Annotated in this window: 16 protein-coding genes; 11 read left to right on the top strand and 5 right to left on the bottom strand. The window is 71.2% G+C overall.

All coding sequences use genetic code 11. From position 1 onward, the window contains the following. The first annotated feature begins 34 nt into the window (after window positions 1-34). The 4 genes from LCN96_RS47480 (at window position 35) to LCN96_RS47465 (ending at window position 2,611) form a co-directional block, all read left to right on the top strand. Window positions 35-646 (top strand): helix-turn-helix domain-containing protein, encoded by a 612-nt coding sequence (locus LCN96_RS47480; RefSeq protein WP_225268973.1) that lies wholly within the window; start codon window positions 35-37, stop codon window positions 644-646. 140 nt (window positions 647-786) lie between these two features. Then, window positions 787-1,092, top strand: coding sequence for a hypothetical protein (locus LCN96_RS47475; RefSeq protein ID WP_225268972.1), 306 nt, complete (start codon window positions 787-789; stop codon window positions 1,090-1,092). A 30-nt stretch (window positions 1,093-1,122) separates the two neighbouring features. Beyond that, window positions 1,123-1,917, top strand: coding sequence for a polysaccharide deacetylase family protein (locus tag LCN96_RS47470; protein WP_225268971.1), 795 nt, complete (start codon window positions 1,123-1,125; stop codon window positions 1,915-1,917). 43 nt (window positions 1,918-1,960) lie between these two features. After that, window positions 1,961-2,611, top strand: coding sequence for a DUF2461 domain-containing protein (locus LCN96_RS47465; protein WP_225268970.1), 651 nt, complete (start codon window positions 1,961-1,963; stop codon window positions 2,609-2,611). Between the two features lie 27 nt (window positions 2,612-2,638). Here the strand turns inward: LCN96_RS47465 and LCN96_RS47460 are convergent, their stop codons facing one another. The 3 genes from LCN96_RS47460 to LCN96_RS47450 form a co-directional block, all read right to left on the bottom strand. Further along, window positions 2,639-5,035, bottom strand: a complete 2,397-nt coding sequence (locus LCN96_RS47460) for a hypothetical protein (RefSeq protein ID WP_225268969.1) — start codon at window positions 5,033-5,035, stop codon at window positions 2,639-2,641. Window positions 5,036-5,387: 352 nt separating this feature from the next. Beyond that, window positions 5,388-7,238, bottom strand: coding sequence for a translational GTPase TypA (typA, locus tag LCN96_RS47455; RefSeq protein WP_225268968.1), 1,851 nt, complete (start codon window positions 7,236-7,238; stop codon window positions 5,388-5,390). A gap of 57 nt (window positions 7,239-7,295) precedes the next feature. Beyond that, on the bottom strand, window positions 7,296-7,835 hold the full coding sequence (locus LCN96_RS47450; RefSeq protein ID WP_225268967.1) for a TetR/AcrR family transcriptional regulator: 540 nt from the start codon (window positions 7,833-7,835) through the stop codon (window positions 7,296-7,298). A 78-nt stretch (window positions 7,836-7,913) separates the two neighbouring features. On the opposite strand from LCN96_RS47450, the gene LCN96_RS47445 reads away from it, so the two are divergent. The 5 genes from LCN96_RS47445 to LCN96_RS47420 all read left to right on the top strand — a co-directional run bounded on the left by LCN96_RS47445 (window position 7,914) and on the right by LCN96_RS47420 (window position 14,864). After that, window positions 7,914-8,657, top strand: a complete 744-nt coding sequence (locus LCN96_RS47445) for an AMP-binding protein (RefSeq protein ID WP_225268966.1) — start codon at window positions 7,914-7,916, stop codon at window positions 8,655-8,657. 52 nt (window positions 8,658-8,709) lie between these two features. Then, window positions 8,710-11,127, top strand: coding sequence for a LuxR C-terminal-related transcriptional regulator (locus tag LCN96_RS47440; protein ID WP_225268965.1), 2,418 nt, complete (start codon window positions 8,710-8,712; stop codon window positions 11,125-11,127). A gap of 77 nt (window positions 11,128-11,204) precedes the next feature. Then, on the top strand, window positions 11,205-11,585 hold the full coding sequence (locus LCN96_RS47435; RefSeq protein WP_225268964.1) for an AMP-binding protein: 381 nt from the start codon (window positions 11,205-11,207) through the stop codon (window positions 11,583-11,585). 116 nt (window positions 11,586-11,701) lie between these two features. Beyond that, on the top strand, window positions 11,702-14,101 hold the full coding sequence (locus LCN96_RS56990; RefSeq protein ID WP_263657403.1) for a LuxR C-terminal-related transcriptional regulator: 2,400 nt from the start codon (window positions 11,702-11,704) through the stop codon (window positions 14,099-14,101). Window positions 14,102-14,111: 10 nt separating this feature from the next. After that, window positions 14,112-14,864: an alpha/beta hydrolase gene (locus tag LCN96_RS47420; protein WP_225268963.1), complete on the top strand. Its 753-nt coding sequence runs from the start codon at window positions 14,112-14,114 to the stop codon at window positions 14,862-14,864. Between the two features lie 200 nt (window positions 14,865-15,064). Here the strand turns inward: LCN96_RS47420 and LCN96_RS47415 are convergent, their stop codons facing one another. Then, window positions 15,065-16,498 (bottom strand): aldehyde dehydrogenase, encoded by a 1,434-nt coding sequence (locus LCN96_RS47415; protein ID WP_225276215.1) that lies wholly within the window; start codon window positions 16,496-16,498, stop codon window positions 15,065-15,067. A 231-nt stretch (window positions 16,499-16,729) separates the two neighbouring features. Here LCN96_RS47415 and LCN96_RS47410 point away from each other — a divergent pair, with 231 nt between their 5' ends. After that, window positions 16,730-17,620: a prefoldin domain-containing protein gene (locus LCN96_RS47410; RefSeq protein ID WP_225276214.1), complete on the top strand. Its 891-nt coding sequence runs from the start codon at window positions 16,730-16,732 to the stop codon at window positions 17,618-17,620. Here the strand turns inward: LCN96_RS47410 and LCN96_RS47405 are convergent. After that, entirely contained in the window at window positions 17,602-18,915 is a 1,314-nt protein-coding gene (locus tag LCN96_RS47405; protein ID WP_225268962.1) for a GH1 family beta-glucosidase, read from the bottom strand. The two genes, LCN96_RS47410 and LCN96_RS47405, sit on opposite strands and share 19 nt — an antisense overlap. A gap of 85 nt (window positions 18,916-19,000) precedes the next feature. Here LCN96_RS47405 and LCN96_RS47400 point away from each other — a divergent pair, with 85 nt between their 5' ends. Next, window positions 19,001-19,627 (top strand): TetR/AcrR family transcriptional regulator, encoded by a 627-nt coding sequence (locus tag LCN96_RS47400; protein WP_225268961.1) that lies wholly within the window; start codon window positions 19,001-19,003, stop codon window positions 19,625-19,627. The last annotated feature ends 7 nt before the right edge of the window (window positions 19,628-19,634 follow it).

The following is a 19,634-nucleotide window of genomic DNA, read 5'->3' as shown; positions in this document are numbered from 1 at the left end:
CCGCTGCAAATTCTTTTCACTACACTGCACTCCCATGGATGACGCGGAGCTGATCACGCAGGCCATCGCGAACAACGTGCGCGCCCAGCGCGCGCACCGCGGGCTGACGCTCGACGCGCTGGCCGCCAGGTCGGGCGTCAGCCGGGGCATGCTGGTGCAGGTCGAGCAGGGGCGGACGAACCCGAGCGTGTCCACCCTGACCCGGATCGCCTCCGCGCTCGGCGTCACCGTGGCGCGGCTGGTCGAGGTGGCCGACGTGCCGATGGTGCGGGTGGTGGACAAGGCGGACGTGGTGGCGTTCCGCCAGGGCGGCTCCGAGGCGCGGCTGCTGGTGGGCGCCGACATGCCGATGATCCTCGAACTCTGGGACTGGCGGCTGCCGCCCGGCGAGCACCACGACGGCGACGCCCATCCGGCCGGCACCCGCGAGATGCTCACGGTGCTGGAGGGAGAGCTGACGCTCACGGTGTACGGGAAGAGTCACGTGATAGGGAAAGACGATGCCGTGCTCTTCACCGCCGACCGTCCCCACCGCTACGCGAACAGGGGCGAGGCCGAGCTGCGGTTCGTGATGGTGGTGGCCGAGCCACGTGAGCCCCATGACTCCCGCTATCCTCTGGACTCGCAGGAAGCGCGCGAGCAATAAGCGCGAAAGCCCCCCTGAACACTCCCCGGAGTTTCATGATTACTCCATGTCTCGGACGGCTGATGCCCGTTGTTGGGTACATCCCTTGTGTGCGGTGAACGCCCTCGGCGATCACCGGAGACGTCGGCAGGGGGTGGCGTGTGAGTGAGGCCCGAGCGGCGACGGAGAAGCTCCATGCGGAGCTGCATGGTCTGGGCGTCACCAGCGCCTACGAGATGGGCGACGACGAGACCATCTCGGTATGGATCGGCCTGGTCGTCCGCTACAGGGATGGTTTTTACCGGTGGCAGGAAGGGCCGGTGAAACGTCGGCATCTGGGTACGGATCCGGTCGGATGTGCCATGCGCGTGGCGCGCCGCTACCAGGAATTGCAGGCGGATGTCCCACTCTGGTGGGATGACCTGGCCAGGGAGCTGCGGGGGGCACCGGTCCAGGATTATCCGTAGGCCCCCGCATGCGGCGTTTCGGGGGGAAGCATGCGCGTATGGGCCCTGCCGCTGGCCCTTGTCGCCCTGGTGAGCTGCGTGACTCAGTCGGTGCCGCGGCGCCAGCAGCACACCACGGCGCAGATCATGCCGTCGAGACCGGTCGTCGTCGATCCCGTGGCCCTCGCCAAGCGGCTGCGCTCGATGCAGCCGGGCTGGCCGGCCAGCCGCAAGTTCGACTGCGGCCGGCTCAAGTGCGTGGCCCTGACCTTCGACGACGGCCCGGGTGAGCACACCGGGCGGCTGCTCGACCTGCTGCGGCAGCGCGACGTGCGGGCCACGTTCTTCGTCATCGGGCAGATGGTGGCCGCCGACAAGGGCGGGCGGACCACCCGGCGCATCGTGGACGACGGCCACGAGATCGGCAACCACTCGTGGAGTCATCCGCCGCTCGCCGAGCTGCCGCACGAGGCGCTCAAGAAGGAGCTCAAGCACACCGAGAACATCGTGCAGCGGCTCACCGGGGTGCGGATGCGGGTGATGCGGCCGCCGTACGGGTCCACCGACGACGACGTCGCGGCCGAGACGCGCCGCGAGGGGCTGGCCCAGATCCTGTGGAACGTCGACACCCTCGACTGGCAGGACCGGGTCGCGCCCACCGTCGCCAAGCGGGCGGGGGCCGCCAAGCCAGGCTCGATCGTCCTGCTGCACGACATCCACCGCAGCACGGTGGACGCCGTGCCGGCGATGCTCGACACGCTGGGCAGGAAGGGGTTCACGTTCGTCACCGTGTCGGAGCTGTACGGCCGGACACCGGCGCCCGGCCGCACCTACACGGCACGATGACCTGGGCGCGGACCTGTCGGTGGGGCGTGGCAGGCTTGGCGGCATGGGTTTCAGCGGCTTTCCCGACGAGGCTTTCCTCTTCTACGAAGGGCTGGAGGCGGACAACTCCAAGACCTACTTCGCCCGGCACAAGCACCTCTACGAGGAGGCGGTGCGCGCGCCCATGCTGGCGCTCACCGAGGAGCTGGCCGCCGAGTTCGGCCCGGCCCACCTCTTCCGGCCCTACCGTGACGTGCGCTTCTCCAAGGACAAGGCGCCCTACAAGACGCACCAGGGCGCGTTCGTGGAGGCCATGCCGGCGATCGGGCTCTACGTGGAGATCAGCGCCGAGGGGCTGTTCACCGCGGGCGGCGTCTACTCCACGGCCTCCGACCAGGTGGGCCGCTACCGGGCCGCCGTGGACGAGGACCTGTCGGGCAAGCCGCTGGAGTCGATCGCGGGCGCGCTGGCGGCCGAGGGCTACGAGCTGCTGGGCGACCGGCTCAAGACACGGCCGCGGGGCTTCGAGGAGGACCACCCGCGCATCGAGTTGCTGCGGCACAGGTCGCTGTACGCGGGCAAGCGGTTCGAGCCGCAGGAGTGGGTGCACACGGCGCAGGTGCGGGAGCGGGTGGAGCACACCTGGCGGGCGTACGGGCCGCTGGTGGAGTGGCTGTGCGCGCACGTACGCGGCAGCGAGCTGCCCCGCCGGTAGCCGGGCGGCGGCGGGCCGGCTCGGTCGTCAGCGCGGCGCCTGAATGGTGACGATCTGGTCGCCCTTCAGTATGCGGTCCACCGTCTGCCCGGCGGCCGAGGACGCCGCCGTGGTGCCCGCCGCCAGCACCAGCGCGAGCGTCGGCGCCGCCAGGCTGCGGATGCTGCGCAGGTTGCGCACCCGCGCCCACGGCTCCCCTGCCAGGTGCATGATGCGCCACTCCCAGAAGAGCCCGAGCCCGATGCACACCATCATGACCTGCCCCACGACGATGGCGACGACCTGCACCTTGTCGAACATCCCGATGTCGGGCTCGGCCAGCGTCGACAGGTAGCCCGACAGCTCCGTCAGCAGGGCGGCGGCCGTCAGGTGCAGGGCCTTGGTCATCGGCTGGGTGCCGCGTACGCGCGGGTAGAAGTAGCCGTACAGGAAGCCGAAGGCGGGCAGCGTGATCAGGTAGCGCCCGTCGAAGACGAAGCTGGTCAGGTCCACCCCCTCGGGCCAGCCGTACACCAGGGCGAAGGGCAGGCTGAGCAGCAGGCTGACGGTGAAGGCGTGCACGCCGTTGTACCAGGGCGTGCAGCCGGAGGAGGTGGCGAACGCGGTCTCCGGGTGCCTGCCGTGCCGGTTCATGGCCGCTTCCAGCGTGTTGCGCTGCTGGTCGAAGTCGGCCATGGTCAGCTCGCCCGCGCCGATCCTGGCCCGCCCGATCCTGTACAGCTCCTGCTCGGAGACCAGCAGCAGCCGCTTGTGCAGGGCGGCCCTGACCAGGGCCCGGTGCTCGTCCAGGTCCGTCGGCTCGGGGATGACCATGCGCGGGCCCGTGAGCAGCCACTGGGTGGTCGCCCAGGCGACCAGCGAGGTGATGGCCAGCAGCGGCAGCGGCACGTCGATGTCGGCCAGCGTGGTGCTGCCGCTGGGCGTGATGTAGAGCACCATCAGCACGCAGATCATGGTGGACTCGGCCACGGGGTTGTCCACCGCGGAGAGCTGCCCGCCGAGCCGGCGCAGCCGCAGCACCAGCATCACGAACCCGAGCAGCAGCAGACCCATCACGCCGCGCACGATCGGGGTCAGCACCAGGCTGCCGATCCGCGGCTCCTCCTGGGGCACGGCCAGGCTCCACGACCCGGCGTCCAGCCACTCGGTGGGCCAGCCCTGCACGAGCAGGCTGATCAGCACGGCGCCCACGACGGCCGAGCGCTTCCACTGCTTGGTCGCCACCGCCATCGCGCCGATCGGGATCAGCGCCCAGCTCAGCGCCAGCACCAGCCGGATGCTGTCGGGCGGGTACACCCCGCCGGCCAGCGCCCGCAGCCACAGCGCCAGCGCCAGCAGCCCGATCGCGGCCTCGGCCGACAGCACCGCCAGGCGCACCACGACCGGCCGCACGCCCAGGTCCACGCTGAACGCCACGGCCGAGCCCGCCGCCGCGACGGCCGCCACCGCCCCGCCCACCAGCAGGGCCTGCCCGGACAGCTGCCCGTGCAGCCACGACCAGCTCAGCATGCCCAGCCCGATCGCCACCCCCACGCCGGTGACGACGAGCAGGTCGCGGGAGTCCCACGGCGGGCTAGTCGGCAGCACCCGGCCGGCGTGCCGCAGCGCGATGAGAGGCACGGCGATGAACAGGATCACGTACGCCACCGCCGACCAGTCCTCGGCGAACAGCGGGATCACCAGCGCGGGCGCGGCCAGCGCGAGCCCGACGAACAGCTCCCTGTTGGCCAGCCGGGCCCACCAGCCCTGGCCGAGCGCGCGCACCAGGAAGACGATCAGCGCGACCGCGGTGAGCACGCCGAGCGCGGTGGCCCAGGAGAAGTCCTCCTCGACGACCACGTCGGGGAAGCCGAAAGTGTCGGGCGCCAGCGTCATGCTGACCGGGTAGGCCCCGACGGTGAACGCGAGCCGCTCCTGCTGCTCCTGCTCCGGCGTGATCCCCTCCAGCCGCAGCACGCTCCACTCGCCGGGCAGCACGGTGATGCTCCTGCCGGTCACGATGAGCGGGAACGCCTTGGGCTCCTCGAAGTGCAGCTTCAGCAGATGGTCGGGCCGGAGCTGGCGCAGCAGCGTGACCGTGAACTGAGCGGTGGTCCTGCCGCCGCTGGAGGTCAGCACGGGCGCCAGGCGGGTGGTCGGCGCCAGCCCGGGGCCGTCCACCTTGATCGCGCCGAACGCGGCATCGGTGACCTGCTGCAGCGTGCCGGGGAAGCCGCTGCCCTGGCGCAGCGCCTCGATCAGCGTGTCTCTGGCGGCGAGCTGGAGCCGGTGCTCGACGGTCACCTTGACGTGGCGCTGGCGGGGATCGAGCCGGCCGTCGGGGACCGGCTCCAGGTCGGCGCCGCTCGCCCTGGAGATCATCACCTTGGTCTCGGCCCTGCGGGCCCATTGGACGTCAGGATCGGCGCGGGTGGCCGCGGCCACCCACGGATTGGGTCCTGCGGTGCCTTTCGGCGGCGCAGGCTCCGCTACCGGTCTGGCTGCAACGGTGCACCAAACGATCGCCCCCAACGACACCAGCGCCAGCCCGAACGCGATTGCCATCCGGAGCTTTCCCACAATTGTGATGATTCTCCGGCATACGCCGTTGTTCTATCTCAAAGGGTCACGGTGTGATTACAGCTCCTCCCATGACAACTTTTCTTTACGGCGTGACCCGGGAGAGTTCATCCATCGCTCGTGGCTGAGCAGGGACACTTACTTCCCTTACTTACCGAAAACCGCGCTTTGTTCGCAAAAAGCGAGCAAAGCGCGGTCCGGTGGAGAAGATTCTTGGTCAGCCCCGCTTGGCGCGAGCGGCGGCGCGGCCACGGGTGGCGGCGTCGAGCACGACCTTGCGGATGCGCACGTTCTCCGGAGTGATCTCCACGCACTCGTCCTCGCGGATGAACTCCAGCGCCTGCTCCAGCGACAGGACGCGCGGCGGGATCACCTTCTCCGTCTCCTCGCTGGTGGAGGAGCGCATGTTGGTGAGCTTCTTCTCCTTGGTGATGTTCACGTCCATGTCGTCGGAACGGGAGTTCTCGCCGACGATCATGCCCTCGTAGACCTCGGTCGTCGGGGAGACGAACAGCACGCCGCGCTCCTGGAGGTTGAGCATGGCGAACGCGGTCACCGGGCCCGACCTGTCGGCCACCAGCGAGCCGTTGTTACGGGTGCGCAGCTCGCCGAACCACGGCTCGTAGGAGTCGAACACGTGGTGCACCAGGCCCGTGCCGCGCGTCTCGGTGAGGAACTCCGTGCGGAAGCCGATCAGGCCGCGCGCCGGCACCACGAACTCCATCCGGATCCAGCCGGTGCCGTGGTTGGTCATGTGCTCCATCCGGCCCTTGCGCACGGCCAGGAGCTGGGTGACCGCGCCGAGGTACTCCTCAGGGCAGTCGACCGTCAGCCGCTCGACCGGCTCGTGCACCTTGCCGTCGATGACCTTGGTGACCACCTGCGGCTTGCCCACCGTCAGCTCGTAGCCCTCGCGGCGCATCTGCTCCACCAGGATGGCCAGCGCCAGCTCGCCGCGGCCCTGCACCTCCCAGGCGTCGGGCCGGTCGGTGGGCAGCACGCGCAGCGAGACGTTGCCGACCAGTTCCTTGTCGAGGCGGTCCTTGACCATGCGGGCGGTCACCTTCGAGCCCTTGACCTTGCCGACCAGGGGCGAGGTGTTGGTGCCGATGGTCATCGAGATGGCCGGCTCGTCGACCGTGATGAGCGGCAGCGGGCGCGGGTCGTCGGGGTCGGCCAGCGTCTCGCCGATCATGATGTCGGGGATGCCGGCGATGGCGATGATGTCGCCGGGCCCGGCCTGCTCGGCGGGCTTGCGCTCCAGCGCCTCCGTCATCAGCAGCTCGGTGATCTTCACGCGCTGGATCGAGCCGTCGGTGCGGCACCAGGCCACCTGCTGGCCCTTGCGCAGCACGCCCTGGTGCACCCGGCACAGCGCGATCCGGCCCAGGTAGGAGGAGGCGTCGAGGTTGGTGACGTGCGCCTGGAGCGGCGCGTTGGGGTCGTAGGTGGGCGCCGGGATCGTCGACTTGATGATGTCGAACAGCGGCTCGAGGTCCTCGGAGTCGGGCATGCCGCCGTCGGCGGGGCGCTCCATGGAGGCCCGGCCCGCCTTCGCGGAGGCGTAGACGATCGGGAAGTCGATCTGCTCCTCGGTGGCGTCGAGGTCCATGAAGAGCTCGTAGACCTCGTCCACGACCTCCTTGATGCGGGCGTCGGGCCGGTCGACCTTGTTGATGCACAGGATGACCGGCATCTTGGCGGCCAGCGCCTTGCGCAGCACGAACCGCGTCTGCGGCAGCGGCCCCTCGGAGGCGTCGACCAGCAGCACGACCCCGTCGACCATCGACAGGCCGCGCTCGACCTCGCCGCCGAAGTCGGCGTGGCCGGGCGTGTCGATGATGTTGATGGTCATGCCGCCGTGCTGGACGGCGGTGTTCTTCGCGAGAATGGTGATGCCCTTCTCGCGCTCCAGATCGTTGGAGTCCATGACGCGGTCGTCGACATCCTGGTTGGCGCGGAATGCCCCGGACTGCCAGAGCATGGCGTCGACCAGCGTGGTCTTGCCATGGTCGACGTGCGCGATGATCGCGATGTTCCGCAGGTCGTCGCGGCTGTTCAAAGGCATGATGACGTCTCGCTCTGTGTCGTGGGGGCCGCCGCGCGAAGTCGCGACCCACTAAGTCTAGTTGATCCCCTCCGCTGGCAAGAGCGGGACAAGGTGGCGGCGAGCGTACGCGCGGGCGTCGTCGTCGTCGAGCAGGGGGATCGAGGTCGCGGGCACCAGCACGAAAGACAGCGCGACGCGGACGAACGTCTCGGCCACTTCCGCGTCGCCCACGTGGGCCGCGAGGTAGTCGCGGGCCATCGCGAGATACGGGCCCGCCTGCAGGGTCAGCAGCGGCAGGATCGTCTCCGGCTCGGTGGCCAGCAGCCTGTTCAGCAGGCGGTGGCCGCGCACCAGCCGCAAGGTGATCGCGAACCCCTCCGCCACCTGGTCGGCGCGCGTCGGCAGGGGCGCCAGCGCCTGCTCGAAGGCGTGCAGGAACCGCCTCAGCTCGCGGGCGATGACCGCCTGGATGAGATCGTTCTTGCGGGCGAAGCGGCGGTAGACGGTGATGCGGGCCAGGCCCGCGCGCCGCGCGACGTCGTCCATTGTCAGCTTTCGCAGCCCCTGCTCCAGCATCCCCGCGTAGGTCGCGTCCAAAATGCGGTCTTCCCCCATGGGACAAGCCTCTACATACATAGGGGGTTGCACAATTGTGCGCATGGCAATCCCGGTGCCGGTACCTAGATTGTCGTCATGACCTGGACAGAGCTCGTGATGGCGGCGGCACCGATGAAGGGCGAGCAGCCGGCGGTGAGCGACGTCAGGACCGGCGAGGTGCTGTCCTACACCGCCTTCGCCCGGCGGGTCATCCGCGCCGCCGCCGGGCTGCGGGCCCAGGGCCTGCGTTACGGCGACCAGGTGCTCGTCAACCTCCCGCTCGGCGCGAGCCTGCCCCTGGCCGTCCACTCCGTGGCCTGGGCCGGCGGGGTGGCGGTGCTCTCGGCCACCGGCAGCGCCCGGATGATGATCGCGCAGGACCACTACGACCCCGCCGCGGTGAAGGTGGACCAGGTGTTCGCGTTCCGTCCCACGCCGGGGGCCAGGTCGTTCACGGAGCTGCTGACCGCGGGCGCGGTCGAGTTCGGGCCGCTGGCCGGGCCCGCGCTCACGCTCGACGGCATCCGGCTGTTCGACAACCTCGAGCTGGCGGCCGACCTGCGCGAGCTGGCCACCCGGCTGGTGATCGGCAAGGACGACGTCGTGCTCAGCGCGGTGAGCGAGCCGTTCCGCGGGCTGCGGCTGATCGATCTGGCGATGACGGCGGGCGCCCACGTCGTGGTCGCCCACGAGCCGAGCCTGGTCGGCTGCCGGGTGCTGGCCCATGAGCGGCGGGCCACCGTGGTCGTGGCGCCGTACGACCTGGCCAAGAAGCTGCTCGGCAACCCCGTTCTGCGCGTCGTGGACGAAAGGGCGGTCGTGAGCTCGCTTGGCCTGTGAGAAGTGCGACACTGTGGGAGAGTGTGATCCTTCCGCGACGCAGGGTGAGCACATGCCAGATTTCCCCCGGCACAACCTTCCGGCTGAGCCCAACCGGTTCGTCGGCCGCGAGCGCGATCTCGATGACCTGCACGACCTGTTCGGCGGCACCAGGGTGGTCACGCTGTGCGGGGTCGGCGGCATCGGCAAGACCCGGCTGGCCCTCCAGGTGGCGGCCGGGCTGGTGCCGTCGTTCCCCGACGGCGTGTGGCTGGTGGAGCTGGCCAGGGTCGGCCGGCCCGAGTTGGTCGAGCAGGAGCTGGGCCGCGTGCTGGGCCTGCGTGAGGAGGCCGCCAGGCCGCTGCTCGACACCATGACGGCCCGGCTGCGCGACCAGTGCTGCCTGCTGTTGCTCGACAACTGCGAGCATCTGGTCGACAAGTGCGCCGAGGTGGCCGCCGCGCTCGTCGCCGCCTGCCCCTCGCTGCGCATCCTGGCCACCAGCAGGGAGCCGCTGCGCATCCCCAGCGAGCTGATCTGGCGGGTGCCGCCGCTCGACCTGCCAGGCCCCGCCGCCTCCGACGCCGAGTCCGTCCAGCTGTTCATGGACCGGGCCGCGGCGGCGGGCACCAGGCTGGGGCCGGAGAGCCTGCCGGACGTGGTGCGGCTGTGCCGGGCGCTCGACGGGCTGCCGCTGGCGCTGGAGCTGGCCGCGGCCCGCACCAGCCTGCTCAGCCCCGGCCAGATCGCCGACCGCATCGACGACCGCTTCTCGCTGCTGACCACCGGCGGCCGTACCGCGCCGCCCCGCCAGCGCACGCTGCTGGCGGCCGTGGAGTGGAGCTACGACCTGCTCGCGGTCAAGGAGCAGGTGCTGCTGCGGCGGCTGTCGGTGTTCGCCGGTGATTTCGACCTCGACCTGGCCGAGCAGGTCTGCGCCGAGCGGCCCATCCCCGCGGGCGACATCGTCGATCTGCTCGGCGGGCTGGTCGACAAGTCGCTCGTGCTGTGCGACGAGGGCCGCAGGCGCTACTGGCTGCTGGAGACCATCAGGCGGTACGCCGTCGAGCGGCTCGAACAGGCCGGCGAGCGCGAGATCCTGCGCCAGCGGCACCTCGACGTCCTGTGCGAGCTGCAGGAGCGGCACTTCACGACCGAGATGGTGCTCCCCGACGTGCCCTGGCCTGAGCGGCTGGAGGCGCTGACCGCCAGCCGCGACCTCATCGACGACCAGAGGGTGGCGCTGGAGTGGGCGGTCGAGTCCGGCAACGTCAGCGCGGGCCTGTGGCTGTGCAGGACCAGCACGGGGCTGCTGCCCCTCGGCGGCAACGTGACGGAGATCGTCGGCTGGATCGAGCGGCTGCTCTCGCTCGGCTCGCCCGGCGTGCCCGCCGAGCAGGTCGCGCACGCCAAGGCCTATCTCGCCTACGGGCTGGAGGCGCGCGACGAGCTGAGCCGGGCGCTGGAGGTGGCCGAGGAGAGCCTGGAGGGCATGGCGCCCGCCGAGGCGTACCCGCGCTGCGTCATGCACAGCCTCGTCGTCGTGGTGCTGCTCCGGATGGGGCGCACCGACGACGCGCTGCACCACGCGGAGGCGGGCCTGGCCCTGGCCGGCCGCACCGGCGACACCTGGAACCAGGCGGCGGGGCTGCTCGGGCTGTCGGCGGTGGCGCTGGTGCGCGGCAGGCTGCGGGAGGCGCAGCGGCACGGCGAGGAGGCGCTGACGCGGGCGCGCGCGCACGGCCACCGCTGGCTGATGGCCAGGGCCGCGACCCAGCTCGGCTCGGTGGCGGAGGCCCGCGGCGACCTGGTGACCGCCAAGACCCAGTACGAGCTGGCCGTGCCGTGGCTGAGCGAGCTGGGCGGCGACCCCGAGCTGACCCGGTGCCTGACGCGGATCGGCAGGGTGGCGGCGATGCTGCACGAGTTCGGCACCGCGCGCGAGCAGCTGGCCGCCAGCCTGGAGCTGGCGCGGGCCACCGGGCAGCGGCAGGGCGTGGCCCGCTGCCTGGTGGGGCTGTCGGTGCTGGCCGAGTGCGAGGGCGACCTGGAGGGCGCGGTGCTGACCGCCGCCGCGGCGGCGGGGCTGCGCGAGTCGATCGGGCAGCACTCGGCCACGACCAGGATCGAGGAGCTGCTCGGCCGGGCCCGCACCAAGCTGGGCGAGGGCCGCACGACCTCGCTGTGGTCGCGCGGCCGGGCGATGAGCCCCGACGACGCCGCCCGCCACGTGCTGGCGGGCGAGCGCCTGGCGCAGAAGCCGGCTCCGGTGGCGGCCGAGCCGGTCAAGCACTCGCTGCTGACCGCGCGCGAGCAGGAGATCGCCGGGCTGCTCACGCGGGGGCTGTCCAACCGGGCCATCGCCGAGGAACTGGTGATCAGCCCGGCGACCGTGGCCCGCCACATCGCCAACATCATGGAGAAGCTCGGCTACACCTCACGGGCGCAGATCGCGGTGTGGGCCACCGAACATCAGAAGGGAGCCTCGTAGGGTCTGCCGAGTTCTGCATAGGGATCTGCATATTCCGCCCCATGTGTGCACGAGACGCCCTCCCTACGGTGAACCACATGGATGAGCGCATCGTGATGGTGGACTCGGGCACGGGCCTGAAGCTCACCGAGGAGCAGCTGGACGAGAGGTCCGCGGTCGCGACCCTCCAGTTGCGACGCAGGGGAGTGCGCGCTGGGGACACCGTGCTCATCTGCCTGCCCGTGGGCCCCGATCTGCTGGTGTCGACCAACGCGGTGATCGCCGCGGGTGGCGTCGTGTGGCCCCTGCCGCCCGATCTCGACACCGCGACGCTGCGGGACCGCATCCAGGAGAGCGGCGCCCGCGTGATGATCTCCAACGTCCGCCAGGCCCTCGACGCGGCCGACGAGTCACGCGTGCGGATCGTCATGAGCATCGCAGACCTCGGCGCCTCACATTCGTACCCGGCGGGTTGCTGACTCTGCACGCAAAGTGATCGCACCGGGCCCCGCCAAGGGGGAGACTTGGCTCGTAGAGAGCCTCCCGCGACCACCTTGGGCCCGACATGACCGCGCAAGCCCCGCACAATCTCCCCGTGGAGCCCAACCGCTTCATCGGCCGCGACCGCGACGTGTCGGAGCTGACCGCCCTGGTCCGCGACGAACGCGTGATCACGCTCAGCGGGGTGGGCGGCATCGGCAAGACCCGGCTGTCGCTGCGCGTGGCGGCACAGGCGCGGCCCTGGTTCGCCGACGGCGTGTGGCTCGTGGAGCTGGCCCGCCTCGGTGACCCCGGCCTGGTGGTCGGCGAGCTGGCACGCGTGCTCGGCGTGCGCGACGAGATCCCCGGACGGCTGCTCGACGGCCTGCGCGTGCGCCTGCGCGACGCCGGCACGCTGATCCTGCTGGACAACTGCGAGCACCTGGTCGAACAGTGCGCCGAGCTGGTGGCCGGGCTCGTCGCCGAGTGTCCCGGCCTGCGCTTCCTGCTCACCAGCCGCGAGCCGCTGCACATTCAGGAGGAACTGGTCTGGCGGGTGCCGCCGCTGGAGCTGCCCGACGAGCGGCGTCCCGACGCCGAGTCGGTGCTGCTGTTCGTGGAGCGGGCGCTGGCGGTCGGGGCGCGCGGGGTGACGGAGCACATGCCCGACGTCGTCCGCCTGTGCCGGGCGCTCGACGGCCTGCCGCTGGCCCTGGAGCTGGCGGCGGCCCGCACGAGCCTGCTGAGCCCCGGCCGCATCGCCGACCGCCTCGGCGACCGGTTCGCGCTGCTGACCACCGGCCCGCGTACGGCTCCGGCCAGGCAGCGCACGCTGCTGGCCACCGTGGAGTGGAGCCACGACCTGCTCAGGCCCAAGGAGCGGGTGCTGCTGCGGCGGCTGTCGGTCTTCGCGGGGCTGTTCGACCTGGGGCTGGCCGAGCGGGTGTGCGCCGACGGCGGGATCGTGCGCAGGGCCGAGCTGCTCGACCTGCTCGGCGGCCTGGTGGACAAGTCGCTGGTGCTGCACCAGGGCGGCTCGGGCCGCTACCGCCTGCTGGAGACCATCCGGCAGTACGCCGCCGACCGCCTGGCGGAGGTGGGTGAGGTGGCCCGGCTGCGCGAGCGGCACCTGCGGGTGATCTGCGAGGAGATGGAGCGCTGCTACGAGGGTGGCTCGCTGGCGCCCCGGATGCCGTGGCCGGCGCGGTTCGCCCACTTCACCAGGGGCCGCACGCTGCTCGACGACTGCAGGCTGGCGATCGACTGGGCGGTGGAGTCGCGCGACGCGGTGACCGGGCTGCGGCTGGCGCGGGCGGCGCTGGCGATCCTGGCCGTCCGCGGTGACCTGGGCGAGAGCGTCGGCTGGCACGAGCGGCTGCTCGCGCTGGACCTGGCGGAGGTGCCCGACGACGTCGTGGCGGTGGCCGCGGGCGCGCTGGCGTACGGGCTGGAGCTGGCCGACGAGCTGGTCAGGGCCGAGGAGCTGATCGTGCAGGGGGTGGAGGAGCAGAAGCGGCACCCGTACACGCACTGGCTGGGCATCACCTACGGCGTGGCGCTGACCGTGTTCTTCCGCACGGGGCAGACCGAGCGGGCGCTGCGCTACCTGGAGGAGCTGGAGGCGGTGGCGACCGCGCACGACGACCCGTTCAACCTGGCCACGGTGCGGATCGCCCAGCTCAACCTGGCGCTGTTCCAGGGGCGGCTGCGGCAGGCCCAGCGGTACGGCGAGCAGGCGCTCGCGCTGGGCAGGGAGGCGGGCCACCACTGGACCCAGGCCAGGGCGCTGACGCATCTCGGCGCCGTGGCCGAGGCGGCGGGCGACCTGGAGGCGGCCATGTCGCACCACGCGGGTGCGCTGCCGCTGCTGGAGGGCATGGACAACCGGGTCGAGCTGGCGCGCTGCCACGCCCAGCTCGGCCGGGTGGCCGCGGGGCTGGGCGACCACGTGGCCGCCAAGAAGCACGTGGCCGCCGGGCTGGAGCTGAGCAGGAAGGCGGGGCAGCGCAGGGGCGTCATGCGGGCGCTGTCCTCGCTGTCGGCGCTGGCCCTGGCGCAGGGCGATCTGGAGGGCGCGGTGCTGGCCGGGGCCGCCGCCACCGCGCTGCGTGAGTCGATCGGGCAGTTCGGCATGCCGGGGCGGGTGCAGGAGCTGCTGACGCTGGCCCGCGACGAGCTAGGCGAGGGCCGGGTGAGGCTGCTGTGGGCCAGGGGCATGGAGTGCCCGCCCGAGGAGGTGGCCAGGAGGGTACTCGACTGCGCGGCCGTGCAGGGGCCGCTGCCGGCGGGCCTGGGGGCGGGGCCGCGCTGCTCCGGGCTGACGCCGAGGGAGCGCGAGATCGCCGTGATGCTCACGCGGGGCCTGAGCAACCGGGCGATCGCCACGGAGCTGGTGATCAGCCCGGCCACGGTGGCGCGGCACATCGCCAACATCATGGACAAGCTGGGCTTCGACGCCCGCTCGCAGATCGCGGTGTGGGCGGCCGAACGCGGTACCGACGTCCAGCGGACTTAACCTCATATTCATGCCTCTTGCGCCTCATTTCCCCGTCATGCTCAGGACCGAGGACGGGGTCCGCATCGACGCCGCGCACACGCCCTCCGCCCGTACGGACGTGGGCATCGTCGTGGCGCACGGCTTCACCGGGTCCTGGCGCGACCGGACCGCGCGCCGCATCGTGCACGTGCTCAGCGGGTACGGCGGAGTGATCGCCTTCGATTTCCGCGGCCACGGCAGGTCCGGCGGCGAGACCACGGTGGGCGACCTGGAGATCCTCGACGTGCAGGCCGCGGTCAGGCACGCCCGGGTGATCGGCTACTCGAAGCTGGCCGTCGTCGGCTTCTCGATGGGCGCGGCGGTGGCGGTGCGGCACGCGGGGCTGCGCGGCGGGGTGGACGCGGTGGTGGCGGTGAGCGGCCCGGCCCGCTGGTACTACCGGGGGACCAAGCCGATGCGGCAGGTGCACTGGGCCATCGAACAGCCGTTCGGGCGGTGGGCGGCGCGGGTGGCCAAGCGCACGCGGATCGCACGGGGCCAGTGGGACCCGGTCCCGATGCCGCCGCACGAGGCCGCCGGGCTCATCTCGCCCACGCCGCTGCTGATCGTGCACGGGGACGCGGACACGTTCTTCCCGCTGGATCACGCTCGGCAGCTCTACGGCGGCGCCAGGGAGCCGAAGGAGCTGTGGATCGAGCCGGGATTCGGGCACGCGGAGTCCGCGGCGACGCCTGAATTGGTCCGCCGGATCGGCAAATGGATCTCCTCGAACTTTTCCTGAGTGAAACACGTCTACCTAGGGCGGATGGAAGGAAACCGCCGGGAGAAAGTCCCTGGGGAAGGAAACCGCCTATGCGGTGGACGTGGGACATACTGCTGTAGTCGGGCGGTAGCCCAGCGTCGCGGGGGCGCGCTGGGTGGCCATCCGCGAAGAGGGCCCCGCCATGGGTGGCGGGGCCCTCCGCTTCGCTGGACGGCAGATCAGCCGAGGCGGCTGATCGTCTTGTACTCCAGGTAGCTGTTGAGGCCCTCGGGGCCCAGTTCGCGGCCGATGCCGCTGGCCTTGTAGCCGCCGAAGGGGGCGTTGGTCTCCAGCATGAAGCAGTTCACGCCGTACGTGCCGGTGCGGACCTGGCGGGCCACCTCCATGCCGTGCTCGGTGTCGGCCGTCCAGACCGTGCCGGCCAGGCCGTAGTCGCTGTCGTTGGCGATGCGGACGGCGTCGGCCTCGTCCTCGTAGGGGATCACGGCCAGGACCGGGCCGAAGATCTCCTCGCGGGCGATGCGCATGTCGTTGCTGACACCGGCGAAGACCGTGGGCGCGACGTACCAGCCCCTGTCGTACGGCCGGTCGAGGCCGCCCACCACGATCTTGGCGCCCTCGTCCATGCCGAGCTTGATGTAGCCCTCCACCCGCTCCTGCTGCCGCTTGGCCACCAGCGGGCCGATGCCGGTCGCCGCGTCGGCGGGGTCGCCGACGGCCTGGGCGGAGACCATGCCCGCGATCGCGTCCACGACCTCGTCGTAGCGGTTGCGCGAGGCCAGGATGCGGGTCTGCGCGACGCACGCCTGGCCGTTGTTCATGAGGGAGGCCATGGACAGGAAGCCCATGCTGGCGGCCAGGTCGGCGTCGTCCAGGATGATCGCGGCCGACTTGCCGCCCAGCTCCAGGCTGACCCGCTTGAGCTGCTCGCCGCAGACGGCGGCGATGCGCCGGCCGGCCGCGGTCGAGCCGGTGAAGGCGACCTTGTCCACGCCCCGGTGCGAGATCAGGTGCTCGCCGACCTCGCGGCCCGCGACGACGATGTTGAGCACGCCCGCGGGCACGCCGGCCTCGGCCGCCCACTCCGCCAGCAGGTACGCGTCCAGCGGCGTCTCCGGGGCCGGCTTGAGCACGATCGTGCAGCCGGCCAGCAGCGCGGGCGCGACCTTGGTCATGGTGACGAACTGCGGGACGTTCCACGGCACGACGGCCGCCACGACGCCCACCGGCTCCCTGCGCACGGTGATCGGGCCGAACAGCCCCGGCCGCTGCTCCTCCTGCTCGAACGTCCGCCCCAGCTCGGCGTAGAACTGCAGCATGCCGAGCGGCTGCGGCGCCTGCGCGAGGTTGGAGAACGTGATCGGCGAGCCCATCTCCTCGGTGATGAGCTGGGCCATCTCGGCCTGCCGCTCGTTGTAGATGGCCGCCAGCCGGGCGATCACCTCGGCCCGCTCGGCGAACGTCATCCGCGGCCACGGCCCGTGGTCGAAGGCCTGCCTGGCGGCGGCGACCGCCCGCTCCATGTCCTCGGCCGTGCCGTCCGGGACCCGGCCGACGATCTCCTCGGTGTGGGGGGAGATGACGTCGATCGTCCCGGTGCCCGCGGGGGCCACCCATTCGCCCCCGATGAACAGCTTGTCGTGCTGGCGCATGTCGTGAGCCTCCTGCTTGACCGAATGCTTGCTTGTCTTCGGCATGTCCCAAGGCGACCGAATCATGTTCTGTCCGTGCATGCAAGAGGGGCGCGCCACGCCGGTCAGCGACTCGGACAAAACCCTACAAATTTCGCCAAAGGTGCGGCAGTTCGGTCGTTCGGATGACAGAGATCAAGATCATCTTCTATAGTTTCGGTCCGTCTATGAGGGGAGGGGACGGGTGTGAGAATGTGGCGGCTCGCCGTTCTCGTCGCCGTACTCTCCGGCCTGCTCGGACTGCCCGCCCCGGCGCCGGCCCTGGCCGACCCCAGCCCCGCCGAGCTGCGCAGGCTCACCAAGCAGGCCGCCCGGCTGAACGAGCTCTACCGCGGCCAGATCCAGAGCCTGGAGGAGATCAGGATCCAGGCCAAGAGGGCCACCGACACCTCGGGCAACCTGGAGGCCCAGCTCGCCGCCGCGCAGGCCGAGGTGAGCCGGATCGCCCAGACCTCCTACATGCTGGGGCCGCTCGACGGTGTGCGCCTGCTGACCCCCAGCTCCGATCCGTACGCCATGCTGGGCGGCGCCGCCAACCTGACCTACATGGCCAACGAGCGGGCCGAGCGCGTCGAGAGCATCCGAAAGCTCATCGAGAAGTCCGACGACGCCAAGCTCAACGCGAACGAGAAGATCGAGAAGCTGCGCAAGGAGATCAAGGCCCTCGAGAACAAGAAGGACGACATCCAGAAGCTGCTCCAGAAGTACGGCTTCCAGCAGCCCGGGGGCGCCGAGGGCCTGACGCCGCGCATGATCAACGTCCGCGCGGAGATCATGGCCAACTTCCCCATGAAGTACGGCGTCGGCTGCCTGCGCCCCGGCGACCCCGGCGAGCACGGCAAGGGCCGGGCCTGCGACTTCATGATGTCGAGCGGCGGCAGGATGGCCGCGGGCAACGACGCGGCCAACGGCGACGCGCTGTCGGCCTGGCTGATCAAGAACGGTCCCCGGCTGGGCGTCATGTACATCATCTGGAAGCAGCGCTACTACGACATCCGCTCAGGCGGCGGCTGGGACCCGATGTCCGACCGCGGCGGGGTGACCGCCAACCACTACGACCACGTTCACGTGTCGGTGTTCTGAGCGCTCAGGAACCGCGCGAACCAGTGGTAGGAGCGCTTGGGCGTGCGGCGCTGGGTGGCGAAGTCCACGTGCACCAGGCCGAAGCGCTGGTCGTAGCCCTCGGCCCACTCGAAGTTGTCCAGCAGCGACCAGACGAAGTAGCCGCGCACGTCCACCCCGTCGGCCATGGCCCGGCGCATGGCGTGGATGTGCCGGTCGAGGAAGTCGATGCGGGCGGCGTCGTCGATCGTGCCGTCGGCGGCCGGGGTGTCCTGCTGTGAGCAGCCGTTCTCGGTGATCAGGATCGGCGGGAGGGCGGCGCCGTACCGGGCCTTCAGGCCCGTGAGCAGCTCCCGCAGGCCGTCGGGCACGACCGGCCAGCCGAACGCCGTGGTCGGGTAGCCGGTGATGCCCGCGTCGTCGAACGGGAGCCCCTCGCCGGTCGGCGCGGCGATGCGGGTGGGGTTGTAGTAGTTGACGCCGAGGGCGTCCAGCGGGGCGGCGATGGTCTCCAGGTCGCCGTCGCGGACGAAGCCGGGCGCCGAGGTGTAGGCCGACAGGTCCGGATAGCGGCCCAGCAGGACGGGGTCGTTGAACAGGCGGTTGTGCAGGACGTCGTACGCCTGCGCCGCCCGCACGTCCGCCTCCTCCCCGGAGGCCGGCCAGACGGGCGTGCAGTTGTTGGTGAGCGCCACCTGGCGGGCGCCGGCCGCCCGCAGGGCCCGCACGGCCAGCCCGTGGCCGAGGAGCTGGTGGTGGGCGGCGGGCAGGGCGCCGGTCATGAGCGCCCGGCCGGGGGCGTGCACGCCCATCGCGTAGCCGAAGGCCATGTGCACGAACGGCTCGTTCAGCGTGATCCACAGCGGCACGCGGTCGGCCAGCCGCTCGGCGGCCACGGCGGCGTAGTCCGCGAAGAGCCCGGCGACGTCGCGGTTCAGCCAGCCGCCGCGCTCCTCCAGCGCCTGCGGCAGGTCCCAGTGGAACAGCGTCGGCACCGGCTGGATCCCGGCCGCCAGCAGGGCGTCCACCAGCCGGTCGTAGAAGTCCAGGCCGGCCGCGTTCACCTGGCCGCCGCCCTGGGGCAGCACGCGCGGCCAGGCGATCGAGAAGCGGTAGGCGTTCACGCCGAGCCCCGCCATCAGCGCGACGTCCTCGGGCCAGCGGTGGTAGTGGTCGCACGCCACGTCCCCGGTCTGCCCGCCCTTGGTGCGGCCTGGCTCGTGGGAGAAGGTGTCCCAGACGGAGGCGCCCCTGCCGTCCTCACCGGCGGCGCCCTCGATCTGATAGGCCGCCGTCGCCGTGCCCCACAAGAACATTCCCGCCTCCTACGCGAGGGTGGCTCATGTTATCTGAGGTCAAAGACTCTGACTCATGACGGCGGGAATGCGCAAGGATGGGAGCATGACCAGTACCCTGCGCCGCCGACCCGCACAACGCCGGAGCGTCGAGCGCGTGGAGCGGATGCTCGACGAGTGCGCGCTCCTGCTCGACGAGGTCGGCTACGAGGCGCTGACCACGAAAGAGGTCGCGCGCCGGGCCGAGGTCCCCATCGGCACCTTCTACCAGTTCTTCCACGACAAGCAGGGGCTGGTGCGGGCGCTGGCCAGGCGCAACCTCGAGGCGTTCCTGCAGCGCATCATCGAGCGCATCCCCATGGCCGACCTCGGCCACTGGACCGACCTGGTCGATCTGGCCATCGACGAGTTCGTGGACATGAAGCGCACGACCCCCGGCTTCGCCGTCGTGGACTTCGGCGAGGTGCTCGGCGCCCCCGGCGAGGCCGGCAAGCGGTCGCTCGACGAGACGCAGGAGAACAACGTCGTCGTGGCCGAGCGGCTGCGCGCCCTGTCGATGGAGCTGCTCGACGCCCCCGTCGGCCCCGGGCTCGACCGGGCGCTGCTGGTGGCGGTCGAGGCCACCGACGCCGTGCTCAAGCTGGCCTTCCGCGCCGACCCTGCCGGTGACCGCGAGCTGATCGCCGAGTGCAAGCAACTGGTCCGCCGCTACCTGGCGGACCACCTGGCCTGAGCCGGTC

It is taken from the genome of Nonomuraea gerenzanensis, assembly GCF_020215645.1.
GTDB classification, from domain to species: Bacteria; Actinomycetota; Actinomycetes; order Streptosporangiales; family Streptosporangiaceae; genus Nonomuraea; species Nonomuraea gerenzanensis.
This window is presented reverse-complemented; position numbering and strand designations above follow the sequence as displayed.